The sequence below is a fragment of the Mesorhizobium sp. 131-2-1 genome (assembly GCF_016756535.1).
Classification (GTDB): Bacteria; Pseudomonadota; Alphaproteobacteria; order Rhizobiales; family Rhizobiaceae; genus Mesorhizobium.
Genome location: NZ_AP023247.1, coordinates 912,498 through 927,412 on the forward strand (window position 1 = coordinate 912,498; position 14,915 = coordinate 927,412).

At 66.1% G+C, this 14,915-nt stretch carries 18 protein-coding genes; 10 read left to right on the forward strand and 8 right to left on the reverse strand.

Going from position 1 to position 14,915, the window contains the following annotated elements; genetic code table 11:
• Positions 1 to 56: 56 nt before the first annotated feature.
• Together leuB and JG743_RS04385 are read left to right on the forward strand one after the other, a co-directional pair.
• On the forward strand, positions 57 to 1,160 hold the full coding sequence (gene leuB, locus JG743_RS04380; RefSeq protein WP_202298620.1) for a 3-isopropylmalate dehydrogenase: 1,104 nt from the start codon (positions 57 to 59) through the stop codon (positions 1,158 to 1,160).
• Positions 1,161 to 1,165: 5 nt separating this feature from the next.
• Entirely contained in the window at positions 1,166 to 1,651 is a 486-nt protein-coding gene (locus JG743_RS04385; protein ID WP_202298621.1) for a GNAT family N-acetyltransferase, read from the forward strand.
• On the opposite strand, the gene JG743_RS04390 is transcribed toward JG743_RS04385, so the two are convergent.
• Positions 1,641 to 2,351: a DUF805 domain-containing protein gene (locus JG743_RS04390; RefSeq protein ID WP_202298622.1), complete on the reverse strand. Its 711-nt coding sequence runs from the start codon at positions 2,349 to 2,351 to the stop codon at positions 1,641 to 1,643. The two genes, JG743_RS04385 and JG743_RS04390, sit on opposite strands and share 11 nt — an antisense overlap.
• A gap of 102 nt (positions 2,352 to 2,453) precedes the next feature.
• Positions 2,454 to 4,307 (reverse strand): DEAD/DEAH box helicase, encoded by a 1,854-nt coding sequence (locus JG743_RS04395; RefSeq protein WP_202298623.1) that lies wholly within the window; start codon positions 4,305 to 4,307, stop codon positions 2,454 to 2,456.
• A gap of 221 nt (positions 4,308 to 4,528) precedes the next feature.
• On the opposite strand from JG743_RS04395, the gene JG743_RS34560 reads away from it, so the two are divergent.
• Together JG743_RS34560 and JG743_RS04400 are read left to right on the forward strand one after the other, a co-directional pair.
• On the forward strand, positions 4,529 to 4,660 hold the full coding sequence (locus tag JG743_RS34560) for a hypothetical protein (protein WP_274608520.1): 132 nt from the start codon (positions 4,529 to 4,531) through the stop codon (positions 4,658 to 4,660).
• A 107-nt stretch (positions 4,661 to 4,767) separates the two neighbouring features.
• Positions 4,768 to 5,802, forward strand: a complete 1,035-nt coding sequence (locus JG743_RS04400; protein WP_202298624.1) for an aspartate-semialdehyde dehydrogenase — start codon at positions 4,768 to 4,770, stop codon at positions 5,800 to 5,802.
• A gap of 225 nt (positions 5,803 to 6,027) precedes the next feature.
• On the opposite strand, the gene JG743_RS04405 is transcribed toward JG743_RS04400, so the two are convergent.
• A complete protein-coding gene (locus JG743_RS04405; RefSeq protein ID WP_202298625.1) occupies positions 6,028 to 6,435 on the reverse strand; it encodes an ACT domain-containing protein in 408 nt (135 codons plus the stop codon).
• 185 nt (positions 6,436 to 6,620) lie between these two features.
• On the opposite strand from JG743_RS04405, the gene JG743_RS04410 reads away from it, so the two are divergent.
• The 6 genes from JG743_RS04410 (at position 6,621) to JG743_RS04435 (ending at position 10,063) form a co-directional block, all read left to right on the forward strand.
• Positions 6,621 to 7,526, forward strand: coding sequence for a bestrophin family protein (locus JG743_RS04410; protein WP_202298626.1), 906 nt, complete (start codon positions 6,621 to 6,623; stop codon positions 7,524 to 7,526).
• A 146-nt stretch (positions 7,527 to 7,672) separates the two neighbouring features.
• Positions 7,673 to 8,020, forward strand: a complete 348-nt coding sequence (locus tag JG743_RS04415) for an ArsR/SmtB family transcription factor (RefSeq protein ID WP_202298627.1) — start codon at positions 7,673 to 7,675, stop codon at positions 8,018 to 8,020.
• Positions 8,021 to 8,073: 53 nt separating this feature from the next.
• Positions 8,074 to 8,565, forward strand: coding sequence for an SRPBCC domain-containing protein (locus tag JG743_RS04420; RefSeq protein WP_202298628.1), 492 nt, complete (start codon positions 8,074 to 8,076; stop codon positions 8,563 to 8,565).
• Positions 8,566 to 8,713: 148 nt separating this feature from the next.
• Entirely contained in the window at positions 8,714 to 9,124 is a 411-nt protein-coding gene (locus tag JG743_RS04425; RefSeq protein WP_202298629.1) for a DoxX family protein, read from the forward strand.
• Between the two features lie 21 nt (positions 9,125 to 9,145).
• Entirely contained in the window at positions 9,146 to 9,670 is a 525-nt protein-coding gene (locus tag JG743_RS04430; protein ID WP_202298630.1) for an SRPBCC family protein, read from the forward strand.
• Between the two features lie 129 nt (positions 9,671 to 9,799).
• Complete coding sequence (locus JG743_RS04435) at positions 9,800 to 10,063, forward strand: glycine zipper domain-containing protein (RefSeq protein ID WP_202302428.1); 264 nt, start codon at positions 9,800 to 9,802, stop codon at positions 10,061 to 10,063.
• A gap of 80 nt (positions 10,064 to 10,143) precedes the next feature.
• On the opposite strand, the gene rpsP is transcribed toward JG743_RS04435, so the two are convergent.
• The 5 genes from rpsP to JG743_RS04460 form a co-directional block, all read right to left on the reverse strand.
• The gene (gene rpsP / locus JG743_RS04440) at positions 10,144 to 10,545 is read right to left on the reverse strand and encodes a 30S ribosomal protein S16 (RefSeq protein ID WP_202298631.1); all 402 of its coding nucleotides are present in this window, start codon (positions 10,543 to 10,545) and stop codon (positions 10,144 to 10,146) included.
• A gap of 52 nt (positions 10,546 to 10,597) precedes the next feature.
• Positions 10,598 to 10,924 (reverse strand): chorismate mutase, encoded by a 327-nt coding sequence (locus tag JG743_RS04445; RefSeq protein WP_202298632.1) that lies wholly within the window; start codon positions 10,922 to 10,924, stop codon positions 10,598 to 10,600.
• 7 nt (positions 10,925 to 10,931) lie between these two features.
• Positions 10,932 to 12,530 (reverse strand): signal recognition particle protein, encoded by a 1,599-nt coding sequence (ffh, locus tag JG743_RS04450; protein WP_202298633.1) that lies wholly within the window; start codon positions 12,528 to 12,530, stop codon positions 10,932 to 10,934.
• Positions 12,531 to 12,808: 278 nt separating this feature from the next.
• Complete coding sequence (locus JG743_RS04455; RefSeq protein WP_202298634.1) at positions 12,809 to 13,750, reverse strand: glycosyltransferase; 942 nt, start codon at positions 13,748 to 13,750, stop codon at positions 12,809 to 12,811.
• Entirely contained in the window at positions 13,750 to 14,718 is a 969-nt protein-coding gene (locus JG743_RS04460; RefSeq protein ID WP_202298635.1) for a CPBP family intramembrane glutamic endopeptidase, read from the reverse strand. Before JG743_RS04460 ends, JG743_RS04455 begins: the two co-directional genes overlap by 1 nt.
• Positions 14,719 to 14,915 lie beyond the last annotated feature (197 nt).

The window sequence follows — 14,915 nt, forward strand, 5'->3', positions numbered from 1 at the left end:
CGCAGGCGCTTGGCGTTTAGCAAGGCCGCGGTTCAATTCTCTCGGGACGGTTCTCCATGGCTTCGAAAAATCTCCTCCTGCTCGCCGGCGACGGCATCGGCCCCGAGGCCATGGCCGAGGTGAAGAAGCTGATCGCCGCCATGAACGAAAAGCTCGGCAGCGGTTTTGCCACCGACGAGGGCCTGGTCGGCGGCTGCGCCTACGACGCGCATGGCGCGGCGATTTCCGATGCCGACATGGCAAAAGCGATGGCGGCGGATGCCGTGCTGTTCGGCGCTGTCGGCGGGCCGAAGTGGGACAAGGTGCCTTACGAGGTCCGGCCCGAGGCCGGGCTGCTGCGCCTGCGCAAGGACATGGAGCTGTTCGCCAATCTTCGCCCGGCAATCTGCTACCCGGCGCTCGCCGCGTCCTCCTCGCTGAAGCAGGAAGTGGTCGAGGGCCTCGACATACTGATCGTGCGCGAGCTCACCGGCGGCGTCTATTTCGGCGAGCCGAAGCAGATCATCGACCTCGGCAACGGCCAGAAGCGCGGCATCGACACGCAGGTCTACGACACGTTCGAGATCGAGCGCATCTCGGGCGTCGCCTTCGAATTGGCGCGCACGCGCAAGAACCACGTCACCTCGATGGAAAAGCGCAACGTCATGAAATCCGGCGTGCTGTGGAACGAGGTGGTCAGCCAGACCCACACGGCGAAATATTCAGACGTCAAGCTCGACCATATGCTGGCCGATGCCGGCGGCATGCAGCTGGTGCGCTGGCCGAAGCAGTTCGACGTCATCGTCACCGACAATCTGTTCGGCGACATGCTCTCCGACATCGCCGCGATGCTTACCGGCTCGATCGGCATGCTGCCCTCGGCCTCGCTCGGCGCGCCGGACGTCAAGACCAAGAAGCGCAAGGCGCTCTACGAGCCGGTGCATGGCTCGGCGCCCGACATCGCCGGCAAGGGCATCGCCAACCCGATCGCCATGATCGCCTCCTTCGCCATGTGCCTGCGCTATTCCTTCGGCATGGTGGCCGAGGCCGACAAGCTCGAAGCAGCGATCGCTGCCGTGCTCGACGATGGGCTGCGCACCAAGGACATCCTCTCCGAGGGCATGACCGAGGTCGGCACGGTTGAGATGGGCGACGCGATCATCGCCAAGTTCCTGGGCTGATCCCCATGGCGGTCGACGTCCGCTGGGCGACGACCGAAGACGCGGCGGCGCTCGCCATCGTGCTCTGCGATATGGCGGTGCACTACCAGCAGCCGCCACTCGCCGCCGATCGGGCCGAGGCGGCAGCACGAAGATGGCTCGGCGACGAAAGCCCGGCCTATCCGCATTTCGCGCTTGCCTTTGCCGGCGGGGCGGTTGCCGGTCTAGCCTCGGTGGCGATCGCGCATCCCGGCATCGATCTCGAACGGCTGATGTTCCTGAAGGACCTGTTCGTGCGCGACGAAGCCCGCAACGCAGGCGTCGGCCGCGCGCTGATCGCGTTCCTTGCCGGCCATTGCCTGAGCCACGGCATCGGCCGCATCGACCTCACCGCGGAGGACTGGAACGAGGGCGCGATGCGGTTCTACGCGCGGCTTGGTGCCGAGCGCCACGGCCAGAAGATCTTTCTTCGGTTGTCGGCCAAGGCGTTGGAGACGGCAGCTAGATCCTGACGCCGGCTGGCACAGGCCCCCACTGGTTCTCGCGCCCTTGCGTCGGGATCAGCGCGAAGACCAGCGTCGCCAGGCCGCCGACGGTTGGGATGAAACAGAGGATGGCAAGCCAGCCGGTCAGGCCGATGTCGTGCAGGCGGCGCACGATCAGGCCGATCCACGGCGGGATCGTCGCCAGGATGAACAGGCCGGAAAGGCCGACCGTCATGGCTGGCATTTCCTGGCCGGGCTCGAGATCGCCGATTGCTGCGTCGGCGGCGAGCCCGATCGCGACGACCGCGATGATGCTGATGGTCCAGAACAGGCAGAAGCCCCAGAACTCCTTGCGGCGGGCGCGGTCGACGAAGTTGAAGTAGTTTTGCGTCACCGCCCGCCAGAAATAGTCCCACAGACCGGTGGACCGGGCGGGAGCCGTGTCGGCCGCGCGACCGAACTGCTGCGTGGCCGCCTGCCTGACGACGGCTTGCGGCGCTGCGGCAGCTGGAGCGGTGGCGCCGGCCGAGGCAGCCGAAGCCTGCGGGCGGACCGAATAGACGTTGCGCGCCTGGCCGCCGCTTGGCTGGAACTCGACGGACGCGCCCTTGGCCAGCGAGGTCTCGCGGCGCATGTCCTCGCGGGCGAAACTGTAGCGGTTGCCGTCGGCCCCGGTGAGGAAACCGAAGCCCTGCTCCTCGTCATAGTGCAGAATTTCGCCGCGCATGGCCTTGCCCCCAAAGTTGCGCCTCGCCCAGACTGTTCAAAGTCGGCGCGGATCGCAAGAGGCTTGCGGTGAAACGGGCGGCCGCTTTGGCCAACCGGGCGATCAGCCCGGCTGTTTCTTCGGCTTCTTGTGCTTTGCCGGCTTGTCGAATTTCGGCTTGCCGGGCTTCTTTGCCCACGGCTTTGCCTCCGTCGCGCCGGTGCGTTCGGGCTGCGCGCGCTTTTCGAATTTCGGCTTGTGAGCACCTTGGGGCGCATTCTGCTCGAAGGGCCGCTTGCCGCGATGCGGCTTCTTGTCCGGCTTCGGTGGCTGGTAGCCGGCACGCGACAAGTCGGGCGTGCCCTCCAGCCGCTTCACTGCGATGTTGTTTTGCAATTTGCGGTCGGGGCCGATGGCGGCGAGGAAGCGGTCGGCCCAGCCGGCGGCGATCTGCACGAAAGTCTCTTCCGGCTGCATCTTGATGGCGCCGATCTCGCGCTTCGAGATATTGCCGGTGCGGCACAGCATCGGGATCAGCCAGCGCGGCTCGGCATTCTGCCGGCGGCCGACTGACAGCGAGAACCAGACGCTGTCGCCGAAATCGTCGCGGCGGCTTGGCGCCTCGTCGCGTCGGGCCGGCCTCTCGCCCGACGGCGTGAACGGCGCGACATCGAGCAGATCCTCGGGTGCCGAGCGGCTGGAGCGGCAAAGCCGCACGAAGGCCGCGGCCACCAGTTCGGCGCCGTGCCGCTCAAGCAGAGTGTCGACGAAGCCGCGTTCCTCGTCCTTCACCAGCTCGCTGAAGGCGGCGTCGGCAAGGATGCGCTCATCGTCGCGCTTGAGCACGTCGTCCGCCGAGGGCGGGCTCGCCCAGGTCGCGGTCAGGCCGGCATTGTGCAGCAGCCGCTCTGTGCGCCGGCGGGCGTTGTTGGGCACGATCAGCGCGCTGACGCCTTTGCGCCCGGCCCGTCCGGTCCGGCCGCTGCGGTGCAGCAGCGTCTCCGGGTTGGTCGGCAGGTCGGCATGGATGACCAGCTCGAGATTGGGCAGGTCGATGCCGCGCGCCGCCACGTCGGTGGCGATGCAGACTTTCGCGCGGCCGTCGCGCATGGCCTGCAGCGCATGGCTGCGCTCGTTCTGGCTGAGCTCGCCCGAGAGCGCGACCACGGAAAAATTGCGGTTGTTGAAGCGCGCCGTCAGATGATTGACGGCGGCGCGGGTGTTGCAGAACACCATCGCGTTCTGCGCCTCGTAATAGCGCAGCATGTTGATGATGGCGTTCTCGCGGTCGGCGGGTGCTACGCTCAGCGCGCGGTACTCGATGTCGAGATGCTGCTTTGCCTCGCCGCCGGCCGAGATGCGCACAGCGTCGCGCTGGTAGCCTTGCGCCAGCGTGGCGATGGAGCGCGGCACGGTGGCGGAAAACATCAGCGTGCGGCGCTCGGCGGGTGCCGCATCGAGGATGAATTCGAGATCCTCTCGAAAACCGAGGTCGAGCATCTCGTCGGCCTCGTCCAGCACCACGGCCTTCAGCTCCGACATGTCGAGCGCGTGCCGGGTGATATGGTCGCGCAGCCGGCCGGGCGTGCCGACTACGATGTGGGCGCCACGCTCCAGCGCGCGCCGCTCGCTGCGCATGTCCATGCCGCCGACGCAGGAGGCGATTGCAGCGCCGGTCAGCTCGTAAAGCCATTCCAGCTCGCGCCGCACCTGCAGCGCCAGCTCCCGCGTCGGCGCCACGACCAGGCCGAGCGGCGCGCCGGCAGCGGCGAAGCGCTCCGCGCCGCCAAGCAGCGTCGGCGCCAATGCAAGGCCGAAGGCGACGGTCTTGCCGGAGCCGGTCTGGGCCGAAACCAGCGCGTCGGCCTCACCGAGCTCGGAGGCGAGAACCGCCTTCTGTACCGGCGTCAGCGCGGTGTAGCCGCGTTTTTCCAGCGCCTCTGCAAGCGCAGGAACAATACCTTGGAAACTGGACATCTATCTCTTTCGGAATTCGGGGGTTCTGGCTCGTAAAGGAGCACAGGGCCGGCACTGTGCCGGCCAAAGCGAAATTTGGGCGTTCGTACTTCTTGCGGCCACCATTGTACAGAGCAGGCGGCGGCGAGCCTTTCCCTTCTCCGCTGGGAGAAGGGCGAGCGCGCCAATTGACTCTTTTACCAAACCGCGTAAAAGCCCGCTTCGAACGGGATTGTTCTTCGATGCGCGGCCTTCTGATGGCTCTTCTTGCCTTCGATGCCCCCAGCCACGATGCGCGGCATCGGGCCGGGCGCTTCGGCGCGCCTGCCCGTTCCAGCAAAACTACGGCCAAAACCACCACCAAAACGGTGTGATTCCCTTGGCCTAACCACCCTCTCCCGGGTTCGGCCCGGGGGACGGAACCCGCATGAGGCCGGCGGGTTTTCTCCAACAACCAAGCGGAGAGGGACAGGAGATTTCTATGAGTTTCAAGGTTGCGGTAGTCGGCGCCACGGGCAATGTGGGCCGCGAGATGCTCAACATTCTGGACGAGCGCGGCTTTCCGGTAAGCGAAGTGGTGGCATTGGCCTCGCGGCGCAGCCAGGGCACGGAAGTGTCCTTCGGCGACCGCACGCTGAAGGTCAAGGCACTCGACACCTACGACTTTTCCGACACCGACCTCTGCATCATGTCGGCCGGCGGCAACGTCTCCAAGGAATGGTCGCCGAAGATCGGCAAGCAGGGCTGCGTCGTCATCGATAATTCGTCCGCCTTCCGCTACGACCCGGACGTGCCGCTGATCGTGCCGGAAGTGAACCCGGACGCGATCGAGCAGTTCTCGCGCAAGAACATCATCGCCAACCCGAACTGCTCGACGGCGCAGCTGGTGGTGGCGATGAAGCCGCTGCATGACGCGGCGACCATCAAGCGTATCGTGGTCGCCACCTACCAGTCGGTGTCCGGCGCCGGCAAGGAAGGCATGGACGAGCTGTTCACGCAGACGCGCGCCGTCTTCGTCGCCGACCAGGTCGACGTCAAGAAGTTCACCAAGCGCATCGCCTTCAACGTCATCCCGCATATCGACGTCTTCCTCGACGACGGCTTCACCAAGGAAGAGTGGAAGATGGTGGCCGAGACCAAGAAGATGCTCGACCCCAAGATCAAGCTGACGGCGACCTGTGTGCGCGTGCCGGTGTTCATCGGCCACTCCGAAGCGGTCAACATCGAGTTCGAGAAGCCGATCACGGCGGATGAGGCGCGCGAGATCCTGCGCGAGGCGCCGGGCTGCCAGGTCTTGGACAAGCGCGAGAACGGCGGCTACATCACGCCGCTGGAATCGGCCGGCGAGGACGCGACCTTCATCTCGCGCATCCGCGAGGATTCGACCATCGACAACGGCCTGTCGATGTGGATCGTCTCCGACAATCTGCGCAAGGGCGCGGCGCTCAACGCGGTGCAGATCGCCGAGCTGCTGGTCGAGCGCGGCCTGATCCAGCCGAAGAAGAAGGCGGCCTAATCTCGCTCACGGGGTCGGCCTTCGGCCGATTCCGTTTTCGCTCACGGGCCGTATCGCCGCTGACGCGGCTGGCCCTCCGCGGGGGCGCCGGACGACCGGCGGCCCGCGGTCGCGGGCTCGGCCTTCGGCCGATTAGCTTCCTTCTCCCCGTTCACGGAGAGAAGGTCCCGGCAGGGGGATGAGGGGCAGCACCGCCATTTCAAGCAGGCAGTGGGGGCGCCGGTGTCACAGCCGGTTCTCTTCCGCAAGCTGCGCTAGCATCCCCATCGCCTCCTCGGCCCGGTCGGCCGGGATGAACAGATGATCGTGATAGAAGGCCGAGACCGGATTGACTCCCATGCCGGCCGAGGCCAGCCGGGTGGTGATGGCGGCGAGGAAGCCGACGGCCTCCAGTGAAGAGTGGATGTTCAGCGTGATCATCCGGCAGCGGAAGTTGCCATCCAGGCCGGCAGCTTTCGCCTGGCCCTCGGCGACGATAAGCGTCGTTCCCTCGCGCTCGCGAAAACTCATGACCGGATCGAGGCCATCCGGCATCGCCGCGCCCGGCGCCAGCGTCGCGAAGACATGGACATCGGGGAGTAGATGCGGCGTCATCGACGCCAACAATTTTTGCAGATCGGTTTCGCCGGTCATCTCTCCTCCTCGGGCGGTGCGCATTGCCAGTCTCGTGGCCTGCCCTCGTCAATAGACCGGCCAGGCGAGCGCCGGTAGTCCCGGCCCCGGGCGACATCGCAATGTCGCTGGCGGCCTCGCTTGCTTTGCTGGCGCATTGCACAATAGACGGATCAGGGCCGCGTCAGGGTCCATGAGGGTTTTCGATGATCGTCCGCCCGCGTCCGGGATTCCTGCATCTGTTCTTCATCATGCGCGGCTCCGTGGTGCCGCGCATCCTGCCGCAGATCTTCGGCTTTGCCGCCTATGGCGCGCTGGTGGTGCTGGTCGTGAAGGCCCTCAAGCTCGACTTCGGCAATGCCGGCACCGCACCCTTCGCCCTGCTCGGCGTGGCGTTGTCGATCTATCTCGGCTTCCGTAACAACGCCGCCTATGACCGCTGGTGGGAGGCGCGCAAGCTGTGGGGCCAGCTCGTCTTCGACATCCGTAACCTGGCGCGCGCCTCGACCGGCCTGATTGAGGACCGGGCCGAGCTGCGCGGCCTCTTGATGGAGGCGATCGGCTTTTGCCATTTCCTGCGAGGGCTGCTGAGGTGGGTGGATGCCGCGCCGGAGGCGCGAACGTTCATCGGCGATGAGGTCGAAGCCATCGCAAAGGCCGCCAACGCTCCCGATGCGCTGGTGCGCAAGATGGGCGCGCGCGTCGCGGCGCTTCGCAAGGCCGGCGCGCTCGACACGATCGGCTATCGCATCCTCGACGAGCGCCTGTCGGAGATCGCCGCCGCGCAGGCCGGCTGCGAGCGCATCGCCGGAACGCCGCTGCCCTTCGCCTACACGCTGCTCCTGCAGCGCACAGCCTACGTCTTCTGCCTGTTGCTGCCGTTCGGGCTGGCCGCGCCGGCCGGCTGGGCGACGCCGCTGTTCACGGCGCTGATCGCCTACACCTTCTTCGGCCTCGACGCGCTCTCGGAGGAGCTCGAGGATCCCTTCGGCACCCAGCCCAACGACCTTGCGCTGGATGGGCTTTGCCGCGTCTGCGAAATCTCGGTGTTCGAGGCGCTCGGCGAGACGCCGCCGAAGATGATCCCGGCGGAAAGGTTCTATTTCTCCTGAGCCCACCCGGAGTGTTCCAGCCCAAGCCGTCCAGGCTACCAGCCGGATAAGCGCTGCCCTGGATTCAATCTTTGGACCGCGCCGCTTGACTTGGTCGCCGGCGCCTCGTATAGAACCAAAAGGTTACATAACCATTTGGTTCAATAATGACGACGGATAGTCTCAGCCTGACCCTCGCGGCGCTTGCCGACCCGACCCGTCGCGCCATCCTGGCGCGTCTGGCGCTCGGCGAGGCCTCGGTCACGGAGTTGGCGGAGCCGTTTGCCATGAGCTTTCCGGCGGTGTCGAAGCACCTCAAGGTGCTTGAGCGCGCCGGCCTGGTGGCGCGCGGCCGCGACGCGCAGTTTCGGCCGCGCCGCCTGCAGCCGGAACCATTGCGCGAGATCGACGAGTGGCTGGAGTCCTACCGCGCGCTATGGGACGCGCGCTTCGACCGGCTGGAAACCTATCTGCAGGCCTTGCAGGCGGGCGATCCCGGAGCGGATCAAAATTAAGCCGGCTAATCAGCTTGCCATCCTTGCGCAACAGGACAGTCCAGAGAGGGAACATGACAGATCAGACTATCGACACACCATCCGACGACCCGGTCATCATCATCACCCGGACATTCGATGCGCCACGCGCGCTGATGTTCAAGCTGTTCACCGATCCATACCATCTGGTGCGGTTCTGGGGACCGGAAGGATCGACCTATCCGGTCTGCGAGATGGATGTGCGGCCGGGCGGGCAATGGCGTCTGACCATGCGCTTTGCCGACGGCAGCGAATATCCGACCAACAGCGTCTATCTGGAAATCGCTCCGCCGGATCGGATCGTCTATCGTGACGCGCCGCTCGATCGCAGCCAGTGGCAGGATACCCTGCCGCCGCCCAACATGGTGACGACAATCCTGTTCGAGGATGCCGGCGGCAAGACGCGGATCGTCGCCAACATCCGCGCCAACTCGGTCGCCGCCCGCGACATGGCAGTGAAGATGGGCTTCGGCCAGATGGTCATGGCGAGCTACGCGCGGCTGGAAGCCTATCTCAAGACGCTCTGAACGAGGGTGCCTTTCGGCGCGCCGGAATGAGCCGCGCGCCTCTGCGAAAAAGATTTCGGCATGTGTCGGACGGTCGACTCGTGCCGCGTCCTTGGCTTGAACCTGGCAAGACGGCCAGCGTTCGACCAAAATATCAGGAGGAACCTCAATGAGCATTGCTCAAACCGCGCCCGTGTCGTCGGGTGCCCTTTGGACCGGCCGCGTGCTCAGCGCGCTCATCGTGCTGTTCATGATCTTCGACGGCGCCATCAAACTGCCGCCGCTCGACATCGTCACCCAGACGATGGTGCAGCTCGGCTGGCCGGCCGATCCCAATGTCGCGCGCATGCTCGGCATCATCGGGCTGGTCTCGACCGCGCTCTACGCACTGCCGCGCACCTCGGTTCTCGGCGCCATCCTGCTCACTGCCTATATGGGCGGCGCCATCGCCACCAAAGTGCGGCTCGACAGCCCGCTGTTCTCGCACACGCTGTTCGGCGTCTATCTCGGCGTCATCCTGTGGGCCGGCCTGTTCCTGCGCGACCCCAGGCTGCGCGCGCTGATCCCGTTTGCCCGCTAAGTATCGGGAGGACCATAGAAAATGTTCACCACCATCCTCATCATCCTCGTTGTCATCATCGCCGCCGTGCTCATCTATGCCGCGACACGGCCGAACGATTTCGTCGTCAGCCGCTCCGCCAGCATCAAGGCGCCGCCCGAGGCGATCTTTCCGCTGATCGACGATTTCAGGCGCTGGCCCGAATGGTCGCCCTACGAGAAGCTCGACCCGGACATGAAGCGCACGCTGTCCGGCGCCGAAAGCGGCAAGGGTGCGGCCTATGCCTGGCAAGGCAACGGCAAGGCCGGGGTCGGGCGGATGGAGATCAGCAGCTCGGTTCCATCGTCGCTGGTGGCGCTGAAGCTCGATTTCGAAAAGCCGTTCCGGGCCAACAACACCGTCGACTTCACCTTGACGCCGTCTGGCGAGAGCACGACTGTCACCTGGGCGATGCGCGGCGCCCGGCCGTTCATCGCCAAGCTGATGGGCCTGTTCATGAATTTCGACACGCTGATCGGCAAGGATTTCGAGGCCGGTCTCGCCAACCTGAAGCGGGCCACCGAATAACTGCCTGAAAATGCAGCATCTTTGGATGCCTGGAAGGACGCGCGGCATGGCAGGGCGGATCAAATCACGTCTTCGTGCGTTGTCGATCCAAGGCGGGTGAAAAATTTGCCCCTTGGGAGACGAACGATGATGAAAAAGATCATGCTTTTGATGGCGTTGCTGGTGCCCCTCGCGGCCTGCTCGCAGACGGAAAAGGGTGCTGCGGTCGGCGGCCTGGGCGGCGCGGCCATAGGCGCTGCCGTGGCGAATGACCCGGTGGAAGGCGCAGTCGTGGGTGGCGCCGTCGGCGCCGTTGCCGGTGCGTTGATCGGCCGGGCCAACGAGCCGGATCGCTGCCGCTACCGGGATCGCTACGGTCGCGTCTACATCGCCCGTTGCCCGCAGGGCTATTGAACCGGCGACCTCACGGGATATGTCCTGAAATGAAAACGGCGGGCCTTGGCCCGCCGTCTTCTTAAGCGATACGTGTCGGATTACTCGGCTGTGGCGGCTTCCGCCTCGGCCGGAGCGGCGGCTGCCGCGGCAACGGCGGCGGCGGCATCTTCCTGCGCCTTCTTCAGAAGAGCGGCGCGCTCCTGCGCCTTCTTGCCGGGTTCGGCCTTGTTCGGGTTCGAGCGGGCCGGACGCTTGGCAAGGCCGGCCTCGTCGAGGAAGCGCAGAACGCGGTCGGTCGGCTGGGCGCCGTGCGAGAGCCAATGCTTGACGCGGTCGGCGTCAACCTTGACGCGCTCGCCGTCCTTCGGCAGCAGCGGGTTCCACGAGCCGAGCGACTCGATGAAACGGCCGTCGCGGGGCGAACGGGCGTCGGCGACGACGACGTGGTAGTAAGGACGCTTCTTCGAGCCCGCGCGGGCCAGTCTGATCTTCAGTGCCATTTCTTTTCTCCTAAAAGCTCTGATTTCGTTTGATTGCGTTAAGGCTGGTTGCTCAGCCGGTTTTCGTCACGCCGTTGGCAGCGGCGATCTGTTCGTGATGACGGATCACTTCGCGGACGACGAAGTTGAGGAATTTCTCCGCGAAATCGGGATCGAGATGCGCATCCTTCGCCAGTTGGCGAAGGCGGGCGATCTGCTGCTGCTCGCGCGCCGGATCGGCCGGCGGCAGGCCATGCTCGGCCTTCAGCACGCCCACCGCCTTGGTGCAGCGGAAGCGCTCGGCCAGCATGTGGATGAGGGCCGCGTCGATGTTGTCGATCGAAGCGCGGTAGCCGGCCAGGATGGCGCGTGCGTCGGCCATGTCCTTGTCCTCGTTCATCGCGCCCTCACTTCTTCTTGCCGAGGCCGGGCAGGCCGCCGCCGCCGAGGCCCGGAAGGCCGGGCAGCTTCATGCCGCCGGGCAGGCCAGGCAGACCGCCGCCGGGAAGGCCGCCGGGCAACCCGCCTGGCAAGCCCTTGCCGAGACCGGCGGCCTGCGCCTGCTTCTGCAAGGCCTCGAGCTGCTTGGGATCCATCTTGGACAGGTCCGGCATGCCGCCTCCCATGCCGCTCGGCATCATGCCGCCGAGGCCCATCTTGGAAGCGAGGCCGCCCATCATGCCGCGCATGAGGCCGCCGCCTTTGCCCTTGCCGCCCATCGCCTTCATCATGTCGGCCATGCCGCGATGCATCTTGAGCAGCTTGTTGATCTCGGCCGCGTCGGTGCCGGAACCGGCGGCGATGCGCTTCTTGCGCGAATGCTTCAGGATATCCGGGTTGGCGCGTTCAGCCTTGGTCATCGAGGAGATGATGGCGAGCTGACGGCCGAACATCCTGTCGTCGAGGCCGGCCGCGGCCATCTGGTCCTTCATCTTGCCCATGCCGGGCATCATGCCCATGATGCCGCCCATGCCGCCCATTTTCGACATCTGCTGAAGCTGCGCGGCGAGGTCGTTCAGGTCGAACTTGCCCGACTGCATCTTCCTGGCCATCGCCGCCGCCTGCTCGGCGTCGATGTTCTCGGCGGCCTTCTCGACCAGCGAGACGATGTCGCCCATGCCCAGGATGCGGTCGGCAATGCGCTTGGGGTGGAATTCCTCAAGCCCGTCCATCTTCTCGCCCGTGCCGATCAGCTTGATCGGCTTGCCAGTCACGGCGCGCATCGAGAGTGCGGCGCCGCCACGGCCGTCGCCGTCCATGCGGGTCAGCACCAGGCCGGTGATGCCAACGCGCTCGTCGAAGCTCTTCGCCAGGTTGACGGCGTCCTGGCCGGTCAGCGAGTCGGCGACCAGCAGGATCTCGTGCGGCGACGACACCTTCTTGATGTCGGCCATCTCGACCATCAGCGGCTCGTCGATATGGGTGCGGCCGGCGGTGTCGAGGATGACGACGTCATGGCCGCCGAGCTTGGCCGCCTGCACGGCGCGCCTGGCGATGTCGACCGGGCTCTGGCCGGCGATGATCGGCAGCGTCGCGACCTTGGTCTGCTCGCCGAGCTGGCGCAACTGCTCCTGCGCGGCGGGACGCCGCGTGTCGAGCGAGGCCATCAGGACCTTCTTGTTCTGGCGCTCGGTCAGGCGCTTGGCGATCTTGGCCGAGGTCGTCGTCTTGCCGGAGCCCTGCAGGCCGACCATCATGACGACGACGGGGGCCGGCGCGTTGAGGTCGACGGCGACGCCCTCGGCGCCGAGCATCTCGACCAGCTCGTCATGGACGATCTTGACGACCATCTGGCCGGGCTTGATCGACTTCAGCACGGCGGCGCCGACGGCCTTCTCGCGCACCCTGTCGGTGAAGGAGCGAACCACTTCCAGCGCCACGTCGGCCTCGAGCAGCGCGCGGCGCACCTCGCGCAGCGCCGCCGAGACATCCGCCTCCGACAGCGCGCCGCGGCCGGTGAGGCCGTTCAGGATGGAGCCAAGGCGCTCCTGCAGCGATTCAAACATTCTGTTTCCTTTTACCGAGCACCGGATGGTGCCGGAGAAATAATGCGTTCGCGCCAAGTGTCCAAACAAAAGCTCGTCAAGCAAAGCCCAAAGCCAAAAAGCACCCGGGGGCGCCTTGCGCTGCCGGGTGTTGGCCTCCAGGATCGGTTTACAGCACTTGGCCTCTAGCGGCTTCGGCGTCCTGGTCGGCTTGCTCGGAGGGATACTCGTCGCGGAATTCGGGGCGTGTAGACAGGAAATCGGCCCAGGAGTCAAGCTGCGGGCCGAAATCGGCCGGCTCAGGGCAGCGTTTCGCCGTCGAGGATGCGGGCGTAGAGGCCGAGATAGCCCTTTGCCGTCTTCGCGATCGGAAAGCGGTCGGCCGCGGAGTCCCGGCAACGCCCGGGCGAAAGATCGGAGATAGCGGAAAGTGTCGCGCCAAATTCGGCGTCGGTGTCGAAAAACCGCCCGGTGTCCGCGTCGACGATCTCCGGCAGGGCGCCGCGCGGCGTCGTCAGCACCGGCGTTCCGCACAGCATCGCCTCGACCGGCGCCATGCCGAACGGCTCTTCCCAGGCGATCGGGTTGAGGAAGGCTCTCGCCTCGCCGAGCAGGCGGAGCTTCTGCTGCCCGCCGACGACGCCGTGAAAACGATAGCGGCGGCCAAGGCTCTTGAAGAATACGCCTTCGCGTCGCACCTGGCTCCGCGTCAGCAGGCGCCAGCGCGAGCCGCCGGCGATGTCGAGCGCAAAATCGAATGCCTTGGCCAGGTCGACGGCGCGGTTGAGATTCTTGCCGGCGCGGGCGATGCTGGCGAGGAACAGCAGGCGTTCGCTCTTTGTCGCGGAGAGCCGGTAGTCGTCGACCGGAAAGCCGTTATAGACGAAGGTCTGGCGGCCATGGTTGCGGGCGTGGCTGGCGCTGACGAAGCTCCAATTCGGCCGCGTGCGGGTCACGTGCGGAGCAAAACCATGCTCGGTGTTGAGGCTGGGAAAGGGCACCTCGACGTACCAGCCATTGAAATGGACGATGTCGGTGTCCCCGGGGATGGCTGCCCGGCACTGAGCCTTCGACTCGGCCGGCCGCACCTCGCAAAGCGGATGGCTTGAGCCAGGGGCGGCGATTAGAACCACCTTGTGCCCTAAGCGCACCAGTTCCGTCGCCAGCCAGTCGACCTGCCGCTCGGTGCCGCCATAACCTTTGCAGGGGATCGCCCCCTCAGCCACCAGCGTGATGCGCATCAGGCAGGTCCGGCGCCGCGCGATGCCTCCGGCCCGACCCTCAGCGGCGAGCGCGGATGCAGCAGAAGCAGCGCCGTCAGCAGGCTGCTGACGATGCCGATCGCGGCGATGAGGACCGCGTCGAAACCCGTCCAGCCGGGCCCCTCCAGCGGCCTGGCGTTGAGCAGGGCAAAGGAATTGTAGCTCTGCTGATGCGAGATCAGCAGGAAGCCGGTCAGGTTGTTGCCGAGATGGGCGCCGAAGGCCGCCCCCAGACTGCCGGTCGCATAGACCAGCAGTGTCAGCACCAGCGCGAAGGTGGCGATCGAGACCAGCACGCAGGCGTTGATGGCGAGCGTCGAGCTGGCGCTCCAGTGCAGCGCGCTGAACAGCAGCACCGGCAGCCCCGCCCAGATCAGCGGGTTGCCGAACCGGTTGGCCAGGCCGCGCAGCAGATAGCCGCGGAACAGCGCCTCCTCGGACGAGGTCTGCAGCAGGGCGAGCGCCGCGATGGGAATCAGGAACAGCAGCCACGTCGACAGGCCGATCGCGCCGCGCGCGATCTCGGGCTGCAGCCAGTAGAGCAGGATCTCCGAGAGCAGCGAGGTGATCAGCACCGCGATCAGCCCCTTGAGGAAACCCGGCCATGAAACGCGGCGGCTGTCGCCGACCAGCGCCGCAAGCGGCTCGCGGTGCACGAAGCGCATGGCAACCCAGAGGCCGATCCAGATACCGGCGAAGGAGAGCAGCGCCGTAAGGATCCCTTCCGGCGAGGCCAGGAAATCCTGGACCGGGCCGCCCGTCGGCCGGCCGGCGCCCGTCGAGGCCCGCCAGACGATGAAGGCATAGGTGCCGCCGAGCAGCACCGCCAGCGTCGCCGCCATCCAGAACAGCACGACGATCGCGGTTCCAAGCAAGAGGCGGAGCGGGGTTGTCCTGGCGTTCGGCGAGCGCCGGTAGCGCTCGAAGGCGGTTCTGTCGATGATCACGCGGTTCCCTCTGCCGGACGCGACTGCCGAACGCATCCGGGTCGGCCTGATCTATGGGATCGGCGCTTTGCGCGCAATCATCCTCGCCACGGCTTGCGCTCGTGGTTGCGCTTTTGTGCAGAGGCGGCCGCCGTTCGACGGGCGGCCGCCTGTTGGCCGGCGCTTGTCTTGGTCGGTGCTTGTCTTAGCCGGCCTTG

What these genes read in the sequence shown, in the direction of transcription:
- JG743_RS04425 (WP_202298629.1), top strand. Translation starts at nt 8,714, where the DNA reads ATGAGCATTGCTCAAACCGCGCCCGTGTCGTCGGGTGCCCTTTGGACC.
- JG743_RS04390 (WP_202298622.1), bottom strand. Translation starts at nt 2,351, where the DNA reads ATGCGCGGCGAAATTCTGCACTATGACGAGGAGCAGGGCTTCGGTTTC.
- JG743_RS04395 (WP_202298623.1), bottom strand. Translation starts at nt 4,307, where the DNA reads ATGTCCAGTTTCCAAGGTATTGTTCCTGCGCTTGCAGAGGCGCTGGAA.
- JG743_RS04420 (WP_202298628.1), top strand. Translation starts at nt 8,074, where the DNA reads ATGACAGATCAGACTATCGACACACCATCCGACGACCCGGTCATCATC.
- ffh (WP_202298633.1), bottom strand. Translation starts at nt 12,530, where the DNA reads ATGTTTGAATCGCTGCAGGAGCGCCTTGGCTCCATCCTGAACGGCCTC.
- JG743_RS04415 (WP_202298627.1), top strand. Translation starts at nt 7,673, where the DNA reads ATGACGACGGATAGTCTCAGCCTGACCCTCGCGGCGCTTGCCGACCCG.
- JG743_RS04435 (WP_202302428.1), top strand. Translation starts at nt 9,800, where the DNA reads ATGAAAAAGATCATGCTTTTGATGGCGTTGCTGGTGCCCCTCGCGGCC.
- JG743_RS04430 (WP_202298630.1), top strand. Translation starts at nt 9,146, where the DNA reads ATGTTCACCACCATCCTCATCATCCTCGTTGTCATCATCGCCGCCGTG.
- JG743_RS04400 (WP_202298624.1), top strand. Translation starts at nt 4,768, where the DNA reads ATGAGTTTCAAGGTTGCGGTAGTCGGCGCCACGGGCAATGTGGGCCGC.
- rpsP (WP_202298631.1), bottom strand. Translation starts at nt 10,545, where the DNA reads ATGGCACTGAAGATCAGACTGGCCCGCGCGGGCTCGAAGAAGCGTCCT.
- JG743_RS04410 (WP_202298626.1), top strand. Translation starts at nt 6,621, where the DNA reads ATGATCGTCCGCCCGCGTCCGGGATTCCTGCATCTGTTCTTCATCATG.
- JG743_RS04455 (WP_202298634.1), bottom strand. Translation starts at nt 13,750, where the DNA reads ATGCGCATCACGCTGGTGGCTGAGGGGGCGATCCCCTGCAAAGGTTAT.
- JG743_RS34560 (WP_274608520.1), top strand. Translation starts at nt 4,529, where the DNA reads ATGCGCGGCCTTCTGATGGCTCTTCTTGCCTTCGATGCCCCCAGCCAC.
- JG743_RS04405 (WP_202298625.1), bottom strand. Translation starts at nt 6,435, where the DNA reads ATGACCGGCGAAACCGATCTGCAAAAATTGTTGGCGTCGATGACGCCG.
- leuB (WP_202298620.1), top strand. Translation starts at nt 57, where the DNA reads ATGGCTTCGAAAAATCTCCTCCTGCTCGCCGGCGACGGCATCGGCCCC.
- JG743_RS04445 (WP_202298632.1), bottom strand. Translation starts at nt 10,924, where the DNA reads ATGAACGAGGACAAGGACATGGCCGACGCACGCGCCATCCTGGCCGGC.
- JG743_RS04385 (WP_202298621.1), top strand. Translation starts at nt 1,166, where the DNA reads ATGGCGGTCGACGTCCGCTGGGCGACGACCGAAGACGCGGCGGCGCTC.